Origin of the sequence: Enterobacter hormaechei subsp. xiangfangensis (assembly GCF_001729785.1) — a bacterium.
In the GTDB taxonomy this organism is placed as follows: domain Bacteria; phylum Pseudomonadota; class Gammaproteobacteria; order Enterobacterales; family Enterobacteriaceae; genus Enterobacter; species Enterobacter hormaechei_C.
In genome coordinates this window covers 3,812,517-3,832,831 of the sequence record NZ_CP017183.1, presented here as the reverse complement: position 1 = coordinate 3,832,831, position 20,315 = coordinate 3,812,517, and the positions used below count along the sequence as shown (strand labels likewise).

Here is a 20,315-nt window from a genome sequence, read left to right as displayed (position 1 = left end):
ACAGGACATTATTATGGAACACAAGTCTGCTCGTGCAAAGGTCCAGGCTTTTGGGGGCTTTTTGACTGCAATGGTCATCCCGAATATTGGCGCTTTTATTGCCTGGGGATTTATTACCGCATTATTTATTCCAACCGGCTGGATGCCAAATGAGCATTTCGCCAAAATTGTTGGTCCGATGATCACCTATTTATTGCCGGTGATGATTGGCTCTACCGGCGGACACCTGGTTGGCGGCAAACGTGGGGCAGTGATGGGGGGGATCGGCACTATCGGCGTGATTATCGGCGCGGATATTCCTATGTTCCTCGGCTCAATGATCATGGGGCCACTCGGCGGTCTGGTAATTAAGCACATCGATCGGCTGCTGGATAAACGCATTCCCGCTGGTTTTGAGATGGTCATCAACAACTTCTCGCTGGGTATTGCGGGTATGCTCCTCTGCCTGCTGGGATTTGAAGTGATCGGTCCTGCGGTGTCGATTGCCAATAACTTTATTAAAGAGTGTATTGAATCACTGGTACATGCAGGCTACCTGCCGCTGCTGTCGTTGATTAACGAACCGGCAAAAATCCTGTTTTTAAATAACGCTATCGATCAGGGTGTTTATTATCCGCTGGGGATGCAGCAGGCTTCCGAGACGGGTAAATCCATCTTCTTTATGGTGGCCTCCAACCCCGGGCCGGGTTTAGGTCTGCTGCTGGCTTTTGCTTTTTTCGGCAAAGGAATGGCGAAGAAGTCAGCCCCCGGCGCGATGATCATTCACTTCCTGGGCGGCATTCATGAGCTCTATTTCCCTTACGTACTGATGAAACCGCTGACGCTGATTGCGATGATTGCTGGCGGCATGAGCGGGACGTGGGTGTTTAACCTGTTAGGCGGTGGTCTGGTGGCTGGCCCAAGTCCGGGTTCGATTTTCGCCTACCTCGCGTTAACGCCTAAAGGCGCATTCCTCGCCACGATTGCTGGCGTAACGACAGGCACGCTGGTCACCTTTGCGGTCGCCTCTTTTATCCTGAAGATGGATAAAAATAACGAAGCTGAAACGGAAGATACTTTCAATGATTCTGCCAACGCCGTAAAAGCCATGAAGCAGGAAGGCAAGTTTACTTACCAGGATGTTAAGCATATCGCTTTTGTCTGCGATGCCGGAATGGGCTCCAGCGCTATGGGCGCGACGACATTCCGGAAGCGTCTGGAAAAAGCCGGACAAAACATCGAAGTAAAACATTATGCCATCGAAAATGTGCCTGACGACGCGGACATTATTGTTACCCATGCCAGCCTGGAGGGGCGCGCTAAACGGGTCAGTGACAAACCGTTAGTGTTGATAAAAAACTATCTCGGCGATCCTAAGCTTGACGAGTTATTTAAGCATCTAACGGCGAATTAATCTATCTGGTTCCTGGAGTCATTATGAAAACGAAAGTGGCTGCCATTTATGGCAAGCAGGATGTTCGTATCCGCGAATTCGAACTGCCCGAAATAAGCGACAATGAACTGCTGGTGAGCGTAATTTCCGACAGCGTTTGTTTATCAACCTGGAAGGCGGCGAAATTAGGTAGTGAACATAAACGTGTGCCGGACGATCTGGAAAATCATCCGGTCATAACCGGACATGAATGTGCCGGGGTGATTGTTGAGGTCGGAAAAAACCTTACCGGGAAATTTAAAAAAGGTCAGCGCTTTGTTTTACAACCGGCAATGGGATTGCCGAGCGCTTATTCTGCTGGCTACAGCTATGAATATTTTGGCGGCAATGCGACGTATATGATTATTCCAGAAGTCGCAATTAATCTGGGCTGCGTTTTACCTTATCACGGCTCCTATTTTGCGGCGGCTTCGCTGGCGGAACCCATGTGCTGCATTATCGGCGCGTATAACGCCAATTATCATACGACACAATATGTCTATGAGCACCGGATGGGCGTGAAACCGGGAGGTAATATTGCGCTTCTGGCCTGCGCCGGGCCGATGGGAATTGGCGCTATTGATTATGCGATTAACGGCGGGATTCAGCCGTCGCGCGTTGTGGTGGTGGATATCGATGAGGCACGCCTTGCGCAGGCGGAAAAACTCCTGCCGGTTGAGCTGGCGGCACAAAAGGGCATTGAGCTTATCTATGTTAATACCTCCGAACTGGAGAACCCTGCCGCTACGTTACGCGCATTAACTGACAATGCAGGCTTTGACGACGTGTTTGTCTATGCCGCGGTTCCGGCGGTCATTGAACTGGCAGACGATCTTCTCGCCGAGGACGGGTGCCTGAATTTCTTCGCCGGACCAACGGACAGCAATTTCAAGGTGCCGTTTAATTTTTACAACGTCCATTACAACAGTACCCACGTGGTGGGCACCTCCGGCGGCTCGACGGAGGACATGAAAGAGGCGATTGCGCTGAGTGCGACAGGCCAGCTCCAGCCGTCGTTTATGGTGACTCACATCGGCGGTCTGGATGCGGTGCCGCATACGGTACTCAATCTGCCGGACATTCCTGGGGGCAAGAAGCTTATCTACAACGGTGTCACCATGCCGTTAACGGCCATTGCCGATTTTGCCGAAAAGGGTAAAACCGATCCGCTTTTCCGGGAGCTGGCAAGGCTTGTGGAAGAGACTCACGGCATCTGGAATGAAAAAGCAGAGCGCTATCTGCTGGCGAAGTTTGGGGTGGATATTGGGGAGGCGGCCGCATGATGTCTCTGGCATGGCCGCTCTTTCGCGTCACGGAACAGGCGGCGCTGGCCGCCTGGCCGCAAACCGGGTGCGGCGATAAAAACCGAATCGACGGGCTGGCGGTAACCGCCATGCGCGAGGCGCTAAACGCGATAGCGATTCGCGGGCGTATCGTCATCGGCGAAGGTGAGATCGACCATGCGCCAATGCTGTGGATTGGCGAGGAGGTCGGAAGCGGCGTCGGCCTGGCGGTGGATATTGCCGTCGATCCCATTGAGGGGACCCGCATGGTGGCGATGGGACAAAGCAATGCGCTGGCAGTGATGGCGTTTGCGCCTGAGGGCAGCCTGTTTCATGCCCCTGATATGTACATGAAAAAACTGGTGGTTAACGCAGCGGCAACCGGGGCAATCAGCCTCGCTCTCCCGCTGGCAGAAAACCTTCGCAACGTTGCCCGGGCGCTGGGCAAGCCGCTGGACCATCTGCGGATGGTAACGCTGGACAAACCGCGCCTGCAAAATGTAATTGCCGAGGCAAGGCAGCTGGGCGTGAAAGTGTTCGCGCTGCCCGATGGCGACGTCGCCGCCAGCGTTCTGACCTGCTTACAGGATAATCCCTATGATCTGATGTACACCACAGGCGGCGCGCCGGAAGGGGTGATCTCTGCCTGCGCGGTGAAAGCGCTGGGTGGCGAAATGCAGGCGGAGCTGATCGATTTTTGTGAAGCGAAAGGGGAGAGTCCTGAGAACCGTCGGGTCGCCGTGCAGGAGCACCGTCGCTGTGCGGAGATGAAGGTGGAAGTCAATCGTATCTATACCCTTAGCGAACTGGTAAAGGGCAATGACATCCTGTTCAGCGCGACGGGCGTGACGGGTGGCGAACTGGTTAAAGGTATTCAACAGGTTGCGGAGGGTGTGCGCACGCAAACTTTATTGATCGGCGGCGCAGATCGAACGTGTAATATAATAGACTCTCTGCATTCACAGTGATTTATCGAGATACAAATGACGACGCTGACAGAAGACGACGTGCTTGAGCAACTGGATGCTCAGAATAACCTCCTCGCATTCATGACGACGGCACAGTCTTTTTTGCTCCAGGGCATTAAATGTTTTCTGCCGTCGCTGTTTGTCGATAACGATGAAGAGATCGTGGAATATGCAGTGAAGCCGTTACTCGCCCGGAGTGGGCCGCTTGATGACATCGACGTGGCGTTACGCCTGATCTATGCGCTGGGGAAAATGGAAAAATGGCTCTACGCCGACATTACGCATTTTTCACAGTTTTATCAGTATCTGAAAGAGCAGGATACCCTCCCTGGCTTTGCCGATGACATCACCTGGGATTTTATCAGCAACGTTAATTGCATCACCCGTAACGCGACGTTATTCAGCGCGCTGGAGTCGATGAAATTTGCTGACTTTGCCGCATGGTCTGAGGTGCGCTTTACCGCAATGATCAAGACGGCGCTCACCCTGGCGGTAACGACAATTTTAAAGGAACTTACGCCGTGAAAATTGGGCTAACGGTTAACGGGCTACATGTAGAAGCACATTATCCTGACGACGAAATTGAAAATGTTCATAAGCCTTTGCTGCGGCAACTGGCGAAACGGCATTTCGCCAGCGCCAGCAGACGTACGATTGTTTTTCTCAGCGCGCCGCCCGGGACGGGCAAATCCACGCTGACCGCCTTCTGGGAATTCCTCTCTCGTCAGATGGAGGGGATGCCGCCGATCCAGACGTTGCCGATGGATGGATTTCATCACTACAACGTCTGGCTGGAAGCGCATAACCTGCGCGCGTACAAAGGCGCCCCGGAAACCTTTGATGTCGACAGGCTGGCGCAACATCTGCGGCAGATAAAAGAGGGCGACAGTACCTGGCCGCAGTATGACCGACAAACGCACGATCCTGTCGAAGAGGCAATCGTGGTAACGGCCCCTGTCGTGATTGTTGAGGGTAACTGGCTGCTGCTTGATGACGAACGATGGCGAACGCTGATGGAATACTGCGATTTTTCATTGTTTATTCGCGCCCCCGCCGAAGCGTTACGTACGCGCCTGGTGGGACGTAAGCTGGCCGGCGGACTCTCTCAGGCCGACGCCGACGCGTTTTATGCGCGCACCGACGGGCCAAACGTGGAGCGTGTTTTGCGTCACAGCCGTCCTGCCAAGGTGGAACTGATGATGTCGGCAAATGGCGAATACCGACTCGTCTGAGCCTCCGCAGCTTTCAGTGGGGACACCGGTCGACCCGCCGCGTTTTTACGTGGCGGGATGGAAAGGGATTATTCCGGAAAAATGTGATGGAGATCAGATAAAATCGCTCTTAATCTGGACAGAGATTCCTTTTATTCCCCGATTCGCTTATTCTTGCTGAAGCGTTTCAGTCGATTAAATGTTCGACAATTGACCAATCAATCGCAGTTTGTGACAGCAAGGATTCCCCTTCGGGCGTCGCTGGATTACTCTTTCAGCCACCTCAAACTCAGGGATAGCTTTGCAGGAGATCTATGACCGTACGCGTAGCGATTAATGGCTTCGGTCGCATCGGGCGCAACGTGGTTCGTGCTTTATATGAATCCGGGCGTCGTGCGGAAATCACCGTGGTGGCAATCAATGAACTGGCGGATGCTGCGGGCATGGCACATTTGTTGAAATATGACACCAGCCACGGTCGCTTTGCCTGGGATGTTCGCCAGGAAAGGGAACAGCTGTTCGTCGGTGACGATGCCATCCGCGTGCTGCATGAGAACAGTATTGAAGGGCTGCCCTGGCGCGAACTGGGTGTGGATGTGGTGCTGGACTGTACCGGCGTGTACGGTAACCGTGAACATGGCGAAGCGCATCTGAATGCTGGCGCGAAAAAAGTGCTGTTCTCCCATCCCGGCAGTAACGACCTCGACGCCACCGTCGTGTTTGGTGTTAACCAGCACGAGCTGCACGCTGAACACCGCATTGTCTCCAACGCCTCCTGCACCACCAACTGCATTATTCCGGTCATTAAACTGTTAGACGATGCTTATGGCATTGAATCCGGCACCGTGACCACGATTCACTCCGCCATGCACGATCAGCAGGTAATCGACGCCTACCATCCGGATTTACGACGCACTCGCGCGGCGAGCCAGTCAATCATTCCGGTGGATACGAAACTGGCTGCCGGGATCACCCGTATTTTCCCGCAGTTTAACGACCGTTTTGAAGCGATTGCCGTGCGCGTTCCGACGATAAACGTCACCGCAATCGATCTTAGCGTGACGGTGAAAAAACCGGTAAAAGCCTGTGAAGTCAACCTGTTGCTGCAAAAAGCGGCACAGGGAGCATTTCATGGTATAGTTGACTATACGGAATTACCGTTGGTCTCAGTAGATTTTAACCACGACCCGCATAGCGCCATCGTGGATGGCACGCAGACGCGAGTCAGTGGTGCGCACCTCATCAAGACGCTGGTCTGGTGTGATAACGAATGGGGCTTTGCTAACCGAATGCTCGACACCACGTTAGCCATGGCCGCGAAAGGTTTCAGGTAGAGCGCACCTTGCGCTTGCAAAACTTTAAGAATCAACGAGAGGATTCACCATGTCTGTAATTAAGATGACCGATCTGGATCTGGCAGGTAAACGCGTTTTCATCCGTGCCGATCTGAACGTACCGGTTAAAGATGGCAAAGTGACCAGCGACGCGCGTATCCGTGCATCTCTGCCAACCATTGAACTGGCTCTGAAGCAGGGCGCTAAAGTGATGGTCACCTCCCACCTGGGCCGTCCAACTGAAGGCGAGTACAACGAAGAGTTCTCTCTGCTGCCGGTTGTTAATTACCTGAAAGACAAACTGTCCAGCCCGGTTCGCCTGGTGAAAGATTACCTGGACGGCGTGGAAGTTGCCGAAGGTGAGCTGGTTGTTCTGGAAAACGTTCGCTTCAACAAAGGCGAAAAGAAAGACGACGAAACCCTGTCCAAAAAATACGCTGCGCTGTGCGACGTATTCGTGATGGATGCATTCGGTACGGCTCACCGTGCGCAGGCATCTACCCACGGTATCGGTAAATTCGCAGACGTCGCCTGTGCAGGTCCGCTGCTGGCTGACGAACTGGAAGCGCTGGGTAAAGCACTGAAAGAACCTGCTCGTCCAATGGTCGCTATCGTTGGTGGTTCTAAAGTTTCTACCAAACTGACCGTACTGGATTCTCTGTCCAAAATCGCTGACCAGCTGATCGTTGGCGGTGGTATCGCGAACACCTTCGTTGCTGCGCAAGGCCACAACGTGGGTAAATCCCTGTACGAAGCGGATCTGGTTGACGAAGCCAAACGTCTGCTGGGTACCTGTGATATCCCGGTTCCAACTGACGTTCGCGTGGCAACCGAGTTCTCTGAAACTGCTACCGCAACCCTGAAATCTGTTAACGACATCAAAGATGAAGAGCAGATTCTGGACCTGGGCGACGTTTCTGCACAGAAACTGGCTGAAATCCTGAAAAACGCAAAAACTATCCTGTGGAACGGTCCTGTCGGCGTGTTCGAATTCCCGAACTTCCGCAAAGGGACTGAGATCGTGGCTAACGCAATCGCAGACAGCGAAGCGTTCTCTATCGCAGGCGGTGGTGACACCCTGGCAGCAATCGACCTGTTCGGTATCGCTGACAAGATCTCCTACATCTCCACTGGTGGCGGCGCATTCCTCGAATTCGTGGAAGGCAAAGTTCTGCCAGCAGTAGCAATGCTCGAAGAGCGCGCTAAGAAGTAAGCCATTCAGGGGCAGGGAAACCTGCCCAATTTTCAGCGCGCTTATCAGAGCTCGCACCATTTCTAACGGCCGAAGATACAGGACTAAGCAACATGTCTAAAATTTTTGATTTCGTAAAACCTGGCGTTATCACTGGTGATGACGTACAGAAAGTGTTCCAGGTAGCTAAAGAAAACAACTTCGCTCTGCCAGCAGTTAACTGCGTGGGTACCGACTCCATCAACGCCGTACTGGAAACTGCTGCTAAAGTTAAAGCTCCAGTTATCGTTCAGTTCTCTAACGGCGGCGCTGCGTTCATCGCAGGTAAAGGCGTGAAAACTGACATTCCTCAGGGTGCTGCAATCCTGGGCGCTATCTCTGGCGCATATCACGTTCACCAGATGGCTGAGCACTACGGTGTTCCGGTTATCCTGCACACTGACCACTGCGCGAAAAAACTGCTGCCATGGATCGACGGTCTGCTGGACGCAGGTGAAAAACACTTCGCAGCAACCGGTAAGCCACTGTTCTCTTCTCACATGATCGACCTGTCCGAAGAGTCTCTGGAAGAAAACATCGAGATCTGCTCTAAGTACCTGGCGCGTATGTCCAAAATGGGCATGACCCTGGAAATCGAACTGGGTTGCACCGGCGGTGAAGAAGACGGTGTGGACAACAGCCACATGGACGCTTCTGCACTGTACACTCAGCCAGAAGACGTTGATTACGCTTACACCGAGCTGAGCAAAATCAGCCCACGCTTCACTATCGCAGCGTCCTTCGGTAACGTACACGGCGTATACAAACCAGGTAACGTGGTTCTGACCCCGACCATCCTGCGTGATTCTCAGGAATACGTGTCCAAAAAACACAACCTGCCGCACAACAGCCTGAACTTCGTCTTCCACGGCGGTTCCGGTTCTTCTGCTCAGGAAATCAAAGATTCCGTAAGCTACGGCGTAGTGAAAATGAATATCGATACCGACACCCAATGGGCAACCTGGGACGGTATCCTGCAATACTACAAAACCAACGAAGCTTACCTGCAAGGTCAGCTGGGCAACCCGAAAGGCGAAGACCAGCCGAACAAGAAATACTACGATCCACGCGTATGGCTGCGCGCTGCCCAGACTTCTATGATTACTCGTCTGGAGCAGGCATTCAAAGAACTGAACGCGGTTGACGTTCTGTAATTTGAGCTGTTCATAGCGTCAAGAAGGTCCGCATATGCGGGCCTTTTTTTATGCTTTTTCAATATCCTGCAATACCTGATTTTGTGATCTGTTTGGCAAAGCCGGTGCTTTTTGTTTACCCTTTACTGACCTGCCTGTCTCCATGGGGGATGGATTTTGTGTTTTGGTTTAACAAAAGGAAGAATAAATGGAACAACTTGATGTTGTAGACAGCATCAATAACGCGGGTAACTGGCTGGTGCGCAACCAGGCGCTACTGCTGAGCTACGCCGTGAATATTGTTGCCGCTATTGCCATCATCATTGTCGGGATGATCGTGGCGCGTATCGTTTCGAACGCTGTCAACCGGGTGATGGTCGCACGACACATTGATGCCACAGTCGCCGATTTCCTCTCCGCGCTGGTCCGTTACGGCATTATCGCCTTTACGCTGATTGCGGCGCTGGGGCGTGTCGGCGTGCAGACGGCATCCGTCATCGCTGTGCTCGGTGCTGCCGGTCTGGCCATTGGTCTGGCATTGCAGGGTTCGCTGTCTAACCTGGCGGCGGGCGTATTGCTGGTGACCTTCCGTCCGTTCCGTTCCGGTGAGTATGTGGATCTGGGCGGTATTGCCGGTACCGTGTTGCAGGTTCAGATTTTCTCCACGACCCTGCGTACCGTGGATGGTCGCATTGTGGTAGTCCCGAACGGGAAAATCATTGCGGGCAATATCATTAACTTCTCCCGCGAGCCGGTGCGTCGTAACGAGCTGATCATCAGCGTGGCGTACGACTCCGATATCGATCAGGTGAAGTCGCTGATCGCCAACATCATTGCCTCTGACGATCGCATTCTGAAGGACCGCGAGCAGACCGTTCGTCTGAATGAGCTGGGCGCGTCATCTATTAATTTTGTGGTGCGCATCTGGAGCAAAAGCAGCGATCTTCAAAACGTTTACTGGGATGTGCTGGAGCGCATCAAGCGTGATTTCGATGCCAACGGCATCAGCTTCCCGTACCCGCAGATGGACGTAAACGTCAAAAAAGTCAAAGAAGCAGAGTAACGTCTCCCGTAGGCCCGGTAAGCGTCAGCGACACCGGGCTTTTCTTTTATTAGCCCAGCTAATCCCCAATTAATATTATCCATTTCCTCTAATGACGTTCCCGCAGTATAGTCTGCCTCCAGGACAACTCTGCGAGAATTACGTCATGTTATCTTATTATTTTCAGGGGCTTGTGTTAGGTGCGGCCATGATCCTTCCCCTTGGTCCACAAAATGCGTTCGTGATGAACCAGGGCATTCGCCGCCAGTATCATCTGATGATTGCCCTGCTGTGTGCGGTGAGCGATCTGCTGCTGATTTGCGCCGGGATTTTTGGCGGCAGCGCCCTGTTGATGCAGTCGCCGTGGCTGCTGGCGCTGGTTACCTGGGGCGGCGTAGCGTTTCTGCTGTGGTACGGGTTTGGTGCCCTGAAAACGGCCATGAGCAGCAATCTTGAGCTGGCGAGCGCCGAAGTGATGAAGCAGGGGCGCTGGAAGATTATCGTCACCATGCTCGCCGTAACGTGGCTTAACCCGCACGTCTACCTTGATACCTTTGTGGTGCTGGGCAGCCTGGGCGGACAGCTGGACGTTGAGCCGAAACGCTGGTTTGCGCTCGGTACGGTCAGCGCCTCCTTCCTCTGGTTCTTTGGTCTTGCGATCCTGGCGGCATGGCTGGCACCACGACTGCGTACCGCCAAAGCGCAGCGCATTATCAATACCCTGGTGGGGCTGGTGATGTGGTTTATTGCCTTCCAGTTGGCGAAAGAGGGCATTCATCACGTACAGGGATTGTTCAACTAAGCGTTGTCTTATGGACATCTGAACAAGACCCGCTAAGCTTGCTGGCATGAGCCCTGTTAACAGGGCACTCTTCGCAACATGGAGGAATGACAGTGAAGTTTAAGGTGATGGCCCTGGCGGCATTAGTAAGTTTAGGTGCGGTGTCGGTGCAGGCGAATGAACTGCCAAACGGCCCGCACATTGTCACTTCAGGCACGGCAAGTGTGGATGCGGTACCCGATGTTGCAACCCTGGCAATTGAAGTGAACGTGGCGGCGAAAGATGCTGCTTCCGCCAAGAAACAGGCAGACGATCGTGTTGCGCAATACCTCTCTTTCCTGGAACAGAACGGTGTCGCGAAAAAAGACATCAGCTCTGCGAACCTGCGTACCCAACCGGATTACGACTACCAGAACGGCAAAAGCATCCTGAAAGGCTATCGCGCCGTGCGTACTGTGGAAGTGACTGTACGCCAGCTTGATAAGCTCAACGGATTGCTGGATGGTGCGCTGAAGGCAGGGCTGAACGAAATTCGTTCCGTCTCGCTGGGCGTTGCGCAACCGGAAAAATATAAAGACGAAGCGCGTAAAGCGGCAATTGATGATGCCATTCATCAGGCGCAGCAGCTGGCATCCGGCTTCAAGAGCAAGCTCGGTCCGGTTTACAGCGTCCGTTACCACGTTTCAAACTACCAGCCAAGCCCGATGGTGCGGATGATGAAGGCGGACGCCGCGCCGGTTTCTGCTCAGGAAACCTACGAGCAGCCAACCATTCAGTTCGACGATCAGGTTGATGTGGTGTTCCAGCTGGAGCCAACTCAAACTCAGCAAACTGAGGCGGCTAAGGCGCAGTAGTTTGCCCTCACCCTAACCCTCTCCCACAGGGAGAGGGAATTCAAGCGATTAATCCTGTCTCAACACCTTATGCCCAAACGCCAGTAGCGCGTCGGTGACGTTGCGCATCATGCGGCTTTCCGGGGCAAAACGGTGCCAGTAGAGCATCCGGCGCTGATACAGCCCCGGGGTTAAATCAATCAGCTCACCACTTTTCAACTCTTTCTCAATCTGCAAATGCGGGATCATGCAGCAGGTCGTGCCCTGACGCGCGAGCTGTACGAAGGCTTCGGACGAGTTAACGATATGACACGGCACGCTGCCCGGCGGCAAATCGAAGTTTTGTTGCAGGAAGGCCTGATGCATATCGTCCAGATGGTCGAACGCGACGGCAGGGGCTTTCAGCAGCGCGGCGCGAGTCACGCCGTTCGGGAAGTAGCGCTCGGCAAAGGCTTTTGAACCGACAAACAGGTAATCCAGCGCGCCCAGCTGATCCACCAGACAGCTTGGCAGCGCCTGCGGCTGAATACTGACCGCCCCAACCACTTCGCCACGGCGCAGGCGTTCCTGAGTGCGGGTCTCGTCTTCAACCTGAAGGTTCAGGCGGATTGGGGAGTCGGCCAGCACCGGCGCAAGGGCCGGCAGCAGCCAGGTTGCCAGACTGTCGGCGTTCACCGCCAGCGACAGCAGCAGCGGCGTGGAGCCGGTTTGTTCATCGCCCAGCCATTCATCTTCCAGCAGTTCAACCTGACGCAGCAGGGCGAGGAGCTTTTGTCCTTGCTCTGTCGGACGCGGCGGTACGGTACGCACCAGCAGCGGCTGCCCGAACATGTTTTCAAGCTGTTTGATACGCTGTGATACGGCGGACTGGGTGATGCACAGCTTTTGCGCCGCGCGCTCAAAACCGCGTTCACGAATAACTGCATCAAGTGCCTGTAGTGTTCTGTAGTCCGGACGTTTCATTGCTCTGGCTGACTCCTTAATTTTGCTTAATCTGCACTATGACACAATTTTCCCTTCGTGGCAGACGAAATCCATTCGACGTGTTCTATAATGCGCCCTGAGTTTTCACACCACAGGCAAAACGATCATGACGCAGGATGAACTGAAAAAAGCAGTAGGATGGGCCGCTCTCCAGTACGTACAGCCGGGTACCATTGTCGGTGTTGGTACGGGGTCGACGGCGGCGCACTTTATCGATGCGCTGGGCACGATGAAGGGGCAGATCGAGGGCGCGGTTTCCAGCTCCGATGCTTCCACGGAAAAGCTGAAAAGCCTCGGCATCACCGTTTTCGACCTCAACGAAGTGGACCGTCTGGGCATTTACGTTGATGGCGCGGATGAAATCAACGGCCACATGCAGATGATCAAAGGCGGTGGCGCGGCGCTGACCCGCGAAAAAATCATCGCTTCCGTGGCGGATAAGTTCATCTGCATCGCGGACGCCTCCAAGCAGGTCGACATTCTGGGGAATTTCCCGCTGCCGGTCGAAGTGATCCCGATGGCGCGCAGCGCGGTTGCCCGTCAACTTGTGAAGCTGGGCGGTCGTCCGGAATACCGTCAGGGTGTGGTGACCGACAACGGCAACGTGATCCTCGACGTTCACGGCCTTGAGATCCTCGATGCCATTGCGCTGGAAAATGCGATCAACGGCATTCCAGGCGTTGTTACCGTAGGGTTATTTGCCAACCGTGGCGCGGATGTGGCGCTGATCGGCACCGCTGACGGCGTGAAAACCATCGTAAAATGATCTGACGGGGGGAGTCCTCCCCCCGCTAAAAAATTTTTGAAACGCTAAATTCGGTGACTTGTGTCACGTTTTTATGTCTCTTTTGCCGATCCTTCCGCGTTTGTAAATTTCCATAGCATTTTCCTCTGCCATTTTGCGCTGTATGACTTTCCTTCAGCGTACTGACGCAAACGTTCATATTGCTGCAATAGTTTTTTTTGATATGTTGGCTACAGCGGATTTATATCCAGCACAACATCAGTTCAGACAAAAACAGGGTCGGGTAAATGGCAAAGGTATCACTGGAGAAAGACAAGATTAAATTCCTGCTGGTCGAGGGCGTGCATCAAAAAGCAATCGATAGCCTTCGTGCGGCAGGTTACACCAACATCGAATTTCACAAAGGCGCGCTCGATACCGAAGAGCTGAAAGCGTCCATCCGTGATGCCCATTTCATTGGCCTGCGATCCCGTACCCAACTGACTGAAGACGTTATTGCTGCGGCGGAAAAGCTGGTGGCGATTGGCTGTTTCTGCATCGGCACCAACCAGGTTGATCTGAATGCCGCCGCAAAACGCGGTATCCCGGTCTTTAACGCGCCGTTCTCTAACACCCGTTCCGTGGCGGAGCTGGTAATTGGCGAGCTGCTGCTGCTGCTTCGCGGCATTCCGGAGGCTAACGCCAAAGCGCACCGCGGCGTGTGGAATAAGCTGGCTGCGGGCTCCTACGAAGCCCGTGGGAAAAAACTGGGTATCATCGGCTATGGCCACATCGGTACCCAGTTGGGGATTCTGGCGGAATCTCTCGGTATGCATGTCTATTTTTACGATATCGAAAGCAAGCTGCCGCTGGGTAACGCGACGCAGGTGCAGCATCTTTCTGACCTGCTGAACATGAGCGACGTGGTAAGCCTGCACGTGCCGGAAAATGCGTCCACCAAAAACATGATGGGCGCAGAAGAGCTGGCGCTGATGAAGCCGGGCTCTCTGCTGATCAACGCCGCGCGCGGTACGGTGGTCGATATTCCTGCACTGTGCGACGCGCTGAAGCGTAAACATCTGGCGGGTGCGGCGATTGACGTGTTCCCGACGGAACCGGCCACTAACAGCGATCCGTTCACCTCTCCGCTGTGCGAGTTCGACAACGTGATCCTGACGCCGCACATCGGCGGTTCTACTCAGGAAGCGCAGGAGAATATCGGCCTGGAAGTGGCGGGTAAGTTGAGCAAATATTCCGACAACGGTTCAACGCTCTCTGCGGTGAACTTCCCGGAGGTGTCTCTGCCGCTGCACGGTGGGCGTCGTCTGCTGCACATCCACGAAAACCGTCCTGGCGTGCTGACCGCCATCAACCAGATCTTTGCCGAGCAGGGCGTTAACATTGCTGCGCAGTATCTGCAAACTAACTCGCAGATGGGTTATGTGGTTATTGATATTGAAGCGGATGAAGACATCGCCGAGAAAGCATTGCAGAGCATGAAGGCCATTCCGGGGACGATTCGCGCGCGTCTGCTGTACTGATGGTGCGGTCTGTGGTGTCGGGTGGCGCTTACGCTTACCCGACCTACAATGTTCGAGGATTTATGTAGGCCGGGTAAGGCGTAGCCGCCACCCGGCTTTATTCTACCAGGTCCAGGTTTTACTGGGCGTCACCACCGCCGGCAACGGCACATCCCATTTCTCTACGGATAATACCTCCACGCCCTGGCAATCATGCGCATACCCCACCGGCTGCAATCCGTACTGCTGCCAGTTTTGCAGCGTCCTGTCATAGAACCCCCCGCCCATGCCTAATCGCTGGCCCTGCTCGTCAAACGCCACCAGCGGCGTAATCAGCACATCCAGTTCAGATAGCGGCAGCACGTCGCGCACGTCGAGTTTGGGTTCGGTGATTTTCAGACGATTTACCACCAGCTCGCTGTGCGGATGGTAGTGCAGAAACAGCAGATTGCCTCGGCTAAAGGGATGTAGCACCGGCAGATAAACTTTTTTCCCGGCGCGCCAGAGCTGGTCGATAAGCGGTTGGGTATCCAGCTCACCATCAAACGAGAGAAACAGGGCGACGGTGTTTGCCATCACCACAGGCGGATAGGCCATCATGCGGGCGGCGGCCTGCTGGGCAAAATGTGCCTGTTGCTCGGCGCTTAAGGCGCGACGACGCTGGCGAATAAGCTGACGGATGTCCTGGCGTGAAGCAGAAACTTCAGGGAATTGAGTCATGGTAGTCGGTAGAAGAAAAGAGAGGGAATCTCCGAGATGCCGCCGCAGGCTGTAACCCTTGAACCCTTGGTTCAAGGTGAATGTGTCGTCATAGTTTTAAGGCTTCTCGGACGGACCGAGCGTGCTCACCAACCATGGAGCGCCACATTCTTGTGGTATGAAATATCGGCTCAGGGGACTGGCCCGCTTGCGAACATCTCAGAGAAATTTTGTCTTCACAGTTACTCTACCATAGTCAACTGAGAAGTGTTATTCAAACTTTGGTCCCGGTCTTTCGGGACTGCGACCTTGATCAAGCAATGCCTGTTCTATGGTCTGCTGGAGCATTTTAATGCGCTGCTCCATGCTTGCCGCGTAATCGCGGGTCTTCGCTTTTTCCTGAGTCAGTTCATAGCTGATGTTCAACGCGGCGATGAAAACCAGCTGCTCAGTATTTGTGACTCTAGTGCGTTCTTTTAGATCTTGCAACCGCTGATTCAAATCGTCCGCAGCCTGATTCAAGGCATCCCTTTGTTCAGGCGGACAATTCACTCGCAGTGAACGGCCAAAAATCTGGAGATCGACGGGTTGTGCAGACATGCCACCTTCCTGCTGATTGACTGCGCTGCCTTCGCTTACTGCCCCGGGGGCTGCGAAGGGGCGACACTATAGCTACCCTGATGTGAAGATACAAGCCCTTTTCTGGTATCACCAGGGTCCAAAGTGGTAGCATATCATGAATATCCTCCCTTTGATGACGAATGCGTATGTCTATACAGAACGAAATGCCTGGTTACAAGGATTTAAACCAGTTACTGAACCAGCAGGGAGTCGGTCTGACCCCTGCCGAAATGCACGGTCTGATCAGCGGCATACTGTGCGGCGGAAACAGCGACAGCTCATGGCAGCCGCTGATCCACGACCTCACCAACGAAGGGCTGGCGTTTGGCCACGAACTGGCGGAAGCGCTGCGTAAAATGCACGCCGCAACCAGCGATTCCCTGGAAGACGATGGCTTTCTTTTTCAGCTTTATCTGCCTGAAGGCGACGATGTCAGCGTCTTCGATCGCGCCGATGCGCTCGCGGGTTGGGTAAACCACTATCTTCTTGGCCTGGGCGTAACCCAGCCTAAACTGGATAAAGTGACCGGCGAAGCGGGTGAAGCGATCGACGATCTGCGTAATATCGCCCAGCTCGGCTACGATGAAGACGAAGACCAGGAAGAGCTGGAAATGTCTCTCGAAGAGATTATCGAGTACGTGCGCGTGGCGTCTCTGCTGTGCCACGACAACTTTACGCGCTCGCAGCCGACCGCGCCGGAAGTTCGCAAGCCAACATTACACTAAGAAAAATAACGCACAGGAGGGTGTCATGGTTATCTCCAGTCAAGAGTATTCTCGCCGTCGTCAGGCGCTGCTGGCAAAAATGCAGCCGGGAAGCGCTGCCCTGATTTTCGCCGCGCCGGAAGTGACGCGCAGCGCCGACAGCGAATACCCCTATCGCCAGAGCAGTGATTTCTGGTACTTCACCGGGTTTAACGAGCCGGAAGCGGTACTGGTGCTGATTAAAAGCAATGACACCCACAACCACAGCGTGATTTTTAACCGCGTGCGCGATCTGACCGCGGAAATCTGGTTTGGCCGCCGCTTAGGGCAGGAGGCGGCGCCGGAAAAACTGGGCGTGGACCGTGCGCTGGCCTACAGCGAAATCAACCAGCAGCTTTACCAACTGCTGAATGGCCTGGACGTGCTCTATCACGCGCAGGGCGAATACGCGTATGCGGATGACATTGTCTTCACCGCGCTGGATAAGCTGCGTAAAGGCTCACGTCAGAATTTGTCTGCACCCGCCACCCTGACGGACTGGCGTCCGATGGTGCATGAGATGCGTCTGTTTAAGTCTGAAGAAGAGCTGAACGTGATGCGCCGCGCGGGCGAAATCAGCGCCCTGGCGCATACCCGCGCCATGGAAAAGTGCCGTCCCGGTATGTTCGAGTACCAGCTTGAAGGCGAAATTCACCATGAATTTAACCGTCACGGCGCGCGCTTCCCGTCCTATAACACCATCGTAGGCGGCGGTGAAAACGGCTGCATTCTGCACTACACCGAAAACGAAAGTGAACTGCGCGACGGCGATCTGGTGCTGATTGACGCGGGCTGTGAATATCAGGGTTACGCGGGCGACATCACCCGTACCTTCCCGGTGAACGGTAAATTCACCACCGCGCAGCGTGAAATCTATGACATCGTGCTTGAGTCTCTGGAGACCGCGCTGACGCTGTTCCGCCCTGGCACCTCCATCCAGGAGGTTACGGGCGAGGTGGTGCGCATCATGATTACCGGGCTGGTAAAGCTCGGCATTTTGAAAGGCGATGTGGACACCCTTATAACCGAAAACGCCCATCGTCCGTACTTTATGCACGGCCTGAGCCACTGGCTGGGGCTGGATGTGCATGACGTCGGGGCATACGGACCGGAACGTTCGCGCGTGCTGGAGCCAGGCATGGTGCTGACCGTCGAGCCTGGGCTGTACATCGCGCCGGATGCCGACGTGCCAGAACAGTACCGCGGGATCGGCATTCGTATTGAAGATGACATCGTCATCACCGAAACCGGTAACGAAAACCTGACCGCGACCGTGGTGAAAAAAGCCGACGACATCGAGGCGCTGATGGCGGCGGCACGCGTATGAGCGTGATCATCGTTGGCGGAGGCATGACCGGCGCTACTCTGGCGCTGGCCATTTCGCAGTTAACCAAAGGCCAGCTTCCGGTGCATCTTGTTGAGGCGGTTACGCCGCAGGCGGCCGATCATCCCGGCTTCGATGCCCGCGCCATCGCGCTGGCCCAGGGAACCTGCCAGCAGCTTGCGCGCATTGGCATCTGGCAGGCGATAGCGGACTGCGCGACGGCAATCGGCACCGTTCACGTCAGCGATCGCGGCCACGCCGGGTTTGTGACGCTGGATGCCCACGATTACCGAATTGAGGCACTGGGGCAGGTCGTCGAGCTGCATGACGTGGGGCTGCGGCTGTTCCGTCTGTTACAGGATGCCCCTGGCGTTACGCTGCACTGTCCGGCGCGCGTCGCCAGCTTCAGCCGCCGTGACGAGGCCGTCAGCGTGACGCTGGACAACGGCACCACGCTGGAGGGGCAACTGCTGGTGGCGGCAGATGGTTCACGCTCCGCGATCGCCACGCAGTGCGGCGTCGAATGGCGCTCTGAACCCTATGGACAGGCGGCGGTCATCGCTAATGTCTCTACGGCTGGCGCGCATAACGGCAGGGCATTTGAGCGCTTCACGGAGCACGGCCCGCTGGCCATGCTGCCGATGTCGAACGGGCGCTGCTCGCTGGTATGGTGCCATGCGCAGGATCGGGCCGATGAGGTTCTCTCCTGGTCCGACGAACGTTTTTGTTCCGAGCTGCAAAAGGCCTTCGGCTGGCGGCTTGGGCGCATCACCCACGCCGGAAAACGCGTGGCCTATCCGCTTGCGCTGACGACCGCATCGCAGACTGTCTCCCATCGCGTCGCCCTGGTCGGCAACGCCGCGCAGACGCTACACCCCATCGCCGGGCAAGGCTTCAACCTTGGCCTCCGTGACGTGATGAGCCTGGCCGAGCTCCTGGCCCGGACGTGGAGCGAACAACAGGATTGTGGCGCATACTCAGTGCTGAGCCATTACCAGAAACGACGCCAGGCGGACAAAGCGGCGACCATTGGCGTCACCGACGGTTTAGTCCACCTGTTTGCCAATCGCTGGGCACCGCTGGTTGCGGGTCGCAACCTTGGGCTTATGGCGATGGAACTGTTCATTCCGGCACGTGACGTGCTGGCGCAGCGGACCCTGGGTTGGGTCGCGCGTTAAGGAGTATTGACCGTGCAAAATGTTGATGTCGCCATTGTGGGCGGCGGAATGGTAGGACTGGCGCTGGCTTGTGGTTTACAGGGCAGCGGCCTGCGCGTGGCCGTGCTTGAGCAAAAAGCGCCGCAGCCTGTGGCGCAGGATGCACCGCCAGAGCTTCGCGTCTCGGCGATCAATGCCGCCAGCGAAAAGCTACTGACGCACCTTGGCGTCTGGTCTGAAATCGTGGCGCTCCGTGCCAGTTGCTATCACGGGATGGAAGTGTGGGACAAAGACAGCTTTGGCCGTATCGCGTTTGACGATGAAAGCATGGGTTACAGCCACCTTGGACATATCGTTGAAAACGCGGTGATCCACCACGCGCTGTGGCAGAAAGCGCAGCAGTGCAGCGACGTCACGCTGATCGCACCGGCGAAACTTCATCAGGTGGCGTGGGGCGAAAACGACGCGTTTATCACTCTTGAAAGTGGCGATATGCTGACTGCGCGTCTGGTAGTGGGTGCCGACGGCGCTAATTCCTGGCTCCGTAACAAAGCGGATATTCCGCTGACTTTCTGGGATTACCGTCATCACGCGTTGGTGGCCACAATCCGCACCGAAGAGCCGCACGGCGGCGTGGCGCGCCAGATTTTCCATAATGACGGCATTCTGGCCTTCCTGCCGCTTGCCGATCCGCATCTCTGCTCCATCGTCTGGTCCTTAGAGCCGGAGAAAGCGCAGCAGATGCAGGAGACGACGCCGGATGCCTTCAGTCAGGCGCTATGCGTGGCGTTTGATAACCGTCTGGGCCTGTGCGGGCTTGAAAGCGAACGCCAGACGTTTCCGTTAACCGGTCGCTACGCGCGTCAGTTTGCCGCGCACCGTCTGGCGCTGGTGGGGGATGCGGCGCATACCATTCATCCGCTGGCCGGGCAGGGAGTGAACCTCGGCTTTATGGACGCGGCTGAGCTGGTTGAAGAGCTGCGTCGCCTGCATCGGGAAGGCAAAGATATTGGTCAGCATCTGTATCTGCGTCGCTACGAGCGCAGCCGCAAACACAGTGCGGCGATGATGCTGGCGGGTATGCAGGGCTTCCGCGAGCTGTTTGCCGGAGCGAACCCGGCGAAAAAACTGCTGCGCGATATTGGCCTCAAACTGGCCGACACCCTTCCCGGCGTAAAACCGCAGCTTCTTCGTCAGGCAATGGGCCTCAACGATCTTCCCGACTGGTTACGTTAGTCTCGATCCCCGTCACACTTTATTTTCCCGGCCTGCGCGCCGGGGAAATTCCCTCGTTTGAAATAATCTAATTTCACGTC

General features: G+C 55.2%; 20 protein-coding genes and 1 other RNA gene. 17 read left to right on the top strand and 4 right to left on the bottom strand.

The genetic code is table 11. The features are described 5' to 3' along the window. Positions 1 to 13: 13 nt before the first annotated feature. The 11 genes from BFV63_RS18275 (at position 14) to BFV63_RS18225 (ending at position 11,248) form a co-directional block, all read left to right on the top strand. A complete protein-coding gene (locus BFV63_RS18275; RefSeq protein ID WP_047654185.1) occupies positions 14 to 1,393 on the top strand; it encodes a PTS mannitol transporter subunit IIBC in 1,380 nt (459 codons plus the stop codon). Positions 1,394 to 1,416: 23 nt separating this feature from the next. Continuing rightward, positions 1,417 to 2,694: a zinc-binding dehydrogenase gene (locus BFV63_RS18270; protein WP_048242053.1), complete on the top strand. Its 1,278-nt coding sequence runs from the start codon at positions 1,417 to 1,419 to the stop codon at positions 2,692 to 2,694. After that, positions 2,691 to 3,662, top strand: a complete 972-nt coding sequence (gene glpX / locus BFV63_RS18265) for a class II fructose-bisphosphatase (protein WP_048242052.1) — start codon at positions 2,691 to 2,693, stop codon at positions 3,660 to 3,662. Before BFV63_RS18270 ends, glpX begins: the two co-directional genes overlap by 4 nt. Positions 3,663 to 3,677: 15 nt before the next feature. Next, positions 3,678 to 4,187, top strand: a complete 510-nt coding sequence (locus BFV63_RS18260; protein WP_045337282.1) for an MltR family transcriptional regulator — start codon at positions 3,678 to 3,680, stop codon at positions 4,185 to 4,187. After that, positions 4,184 to 4,894 (top strand): nucleoside/nucleotide kinase family protein, encoded by a 711-nt coding sequence (locus BFV63_RS18255; RefSeq protein ID WP_048242049.1) that lies wholly within the window; start codon positions 4,184 to 4,186, stop codon positions 4,892 to 4,894. The genes BFV63_RS18260 and BFV63_RS18255 overlap by 4 nt, the downstream gene beginning before the upstream one ends. A gap of 293 nt (positions 4,895 to 5,187) precedes the next feature. Next, positions 5,188 to 6,207, top strand: coding sequence for an erythrose-4-phosphate dehydrogenase (epd, locus tag BFV63_RS18250; RefSeq protein ID WP_003860076.1), 1,020 nt, complete (start codon positions 5,188 to 5,190; stop codon positions 6,205 to 6,207). 49 nt (positions 6,208 to 6,256) lie between these two features. Further along, entirely contained in the window at positions 6,257 to 7,420 is a 1,164-nt protein-coding gene (gene pgk / locus BFV63_RS18245) for a phosphoglycerate kinase (RefSeq protein ID WP_003860077.1), read from the top strand. 92 nt (positions 7,421 to 7,512) lie between these two features. Continuing rightward, positions 7,513 to 8,592 carry a class II fructose-bisphosphate aldolase gene (gene fbaA / locus BFV63_RS18240; RefSeq protein WP_048242047.1) on the top strand — a complete coding sequence of 360 codons (1,080 nt, stop codon included), beginning with the start codon at positions 7,513 to 7,515 and terminating at the stop codon, positions 8,590 to 8,592. A gap of 187 nt (positions 8,593 to 8,779) precedes the next feature. After that, the gene (gene mscS / locus BFV63_RS18235) at positions 8,780 to 9,634 is read left to right on the top strand and encodes a small-conductance mechanosensitive channel MscS (RefSeq protein ID WP_003860082.1); all 855 of its coding nucleotides are present in this window, start codon (positions 8,780 to 8,782) and stop codon (positions 9,632 to 9,634) included. 145 nt (positions 9,635 to 9,779) lie between these two features. Next, the gene (gene argO, locus BFV63_RS18230; RefSeq protein ID WP_039269094.1) at positions 9,780 to 10,415 is read left to right on the top strand and encodes an arginine exporter ArgO; all 636 of its coding nucleotides are present in this window, start codon (positions 9,780 to 9,782) and stop codon (positions 10,413 to 10,415) included. Between the two features lie 92 nt (positions 10,416 to 10,507). Further along, positions 10,508 to 11,248 carry an oxidative stress defense protein gene (locus tag BFV63_RS18225; protein ID WP_003860087.1) on the top strand — a complete coding sequence of 247 codons (741 nt, stop codon included), beginning with the start codon at positions 10,508 to 10,510 and terminating at the stop codon, positions 11,246 to 11,248. 48 nt (positions 11,249 to 11,296) lie between these two features. Here BFV63_RS18225 and argP read toward each other — a convergent pair whose 3' ends face one another. After that, on the bottom strand, positions 11,297 to 12,190 hold the full coding sequence (gene argP / locus BFV63_RS18220) for a DNA-binding transcriptional regulator ArgP (protein ID WP_003860089.1): 894 nt from the start codon (positions 12,188 to 12,190) through the stop codon (positions 11,297 to 11,299). Between the two features lie 127 nt (positions 12,191 to 12,317). On the opposite strand from argP, the gene rpiA reads away from it, so the two are divergent. Continuing rightward, the gene (rpiA, locus tag BFV63_RS18215; protein WP_003860091.1) at positions 12,318 to 12,977 is read left to right on the top strand and encodes a ribose-5-phosphate isomerase RpiA; all 660 of its coding nucleotides are present in this window, start codon (positions 12,318 to 12,320) and stop codon (positions 12,975 to 12,977) included. 266 nt (positions 12,978 to 13,243) lie between these two features. Next, the gene (gene serA, locus BFV63_RS18210) at positions 13,244 to 14,476 is read left to right on the top strand and encodes a phosphoglycerate dehydrogenase (protein ID WP_003860093.1); all 1,233 of its coding nucleotides are present in this window, start codon (positions 13,244 to 13,246) and stop codon (positions 14,474 to 14,476) included. A gap of 102 nt (positions 14,477 to 14,578) precedes the next feature. On the opposite strand, the gene BFV63_RS18205 is transcribed toward serA, so the two are convergent. From BFV63_RS18205 to zapA, 3 genes are all read right to left on the bottom strand, one after another. Next, positions 14,579 to 15,175, bottom strand: a complete 597-nt coding sequence (locus tag BFV63_RS18205; RefSeq protein ID WP_048242045.1) for a 5-formyltetrahydrofolate cyclo-ligase — start codon at positions 15,173 to 15,175, stop codon at positions 14,579 to 14,581. Between the two features lie 24 nt (positions 15,176 to 15,199). Next, positions 15,200 to 15,383: non-coding RNA, 6S RNA (gene ssrS, locus BFV63_RS18200), on the bottom strand. 41 nt (positions 15,384 to 15,424) lie between these two features. Further along, a complete protein-coding gene (zapA, locus tag BFV63_RS18195; protein ID WP_003860096.1) occupies positions 15,425 to 15,754 on the bottom strand; it encodes a cell division protein ZapA in 330 nt (109 codons plus the stop codon). Between the two features lie 167 nt (positions 15,755 to 15,921). Between zapA and BFV63_RS18190 the strand changes: the two genes are divergently transcribed. The 4 genes from BFV63_RS18190 to ubiI are packed head-to-tail and all read left to right on the top strand — an operon-like array spanning position 15,922 to position 20,235. After that, positions 15,922 to 16,500 carry a YecA/YgfB family protein gene (locus BFV63_RS18190; protein WP_003860099.1) on the top strand — a complete coding sequence of 193 codons (579 nt, stop codon included), beginning with the start codon at positions 15,922 to 15,924 and terminating at the stop codon, positions 16,498 to 16,500. 31 nt (positions 16,501 to 16,531) lie between these two features. Further along, a complete protein-coding gene (pepP, locus tag BFV63_RS18185; RefSeq protein ID WP_086527952.1) occupies positions 16,532 to 17,845 on the top strand; it encodes a Xaa-Pro aminopeptidase in 1,314 nt (437 codons plus the stop codon). After that, the gene (gene ubiH / locus BFV63_RS18180; RefSeq protein WP_048242043.1) at positions 17,842 to 19,020 is read left to right on the top strand and encodes a 2-octaprenyl-6-methoxyphenyl hydroxylase; all 1,179 of its coding nucleotides are present in this window, start codon (positions 17,842 to 17,844) and stop codon (positions 19,018 to 19,020) included. Before pepP ends, ubiH begins: the two co-directional genes overlap by 4 nt. 12 nt (positions 19,021 to 19,032) lie before the next feature. Beyond that, positions 19,033 to 20,235, top strand: a complete 1,203-nt coding sequence (gene ubiI, locus BFV63_RS18175) for an FAD-dependent 2-octaprenylphenol hydroxylase (protein ID WP_022651816.1) — start codon at positions 19,033 to 19,035, stop codon at positions 20,233 to 20,235. Positions 20,236 to 20,315 lie beyond the last annotated feature (80 nt).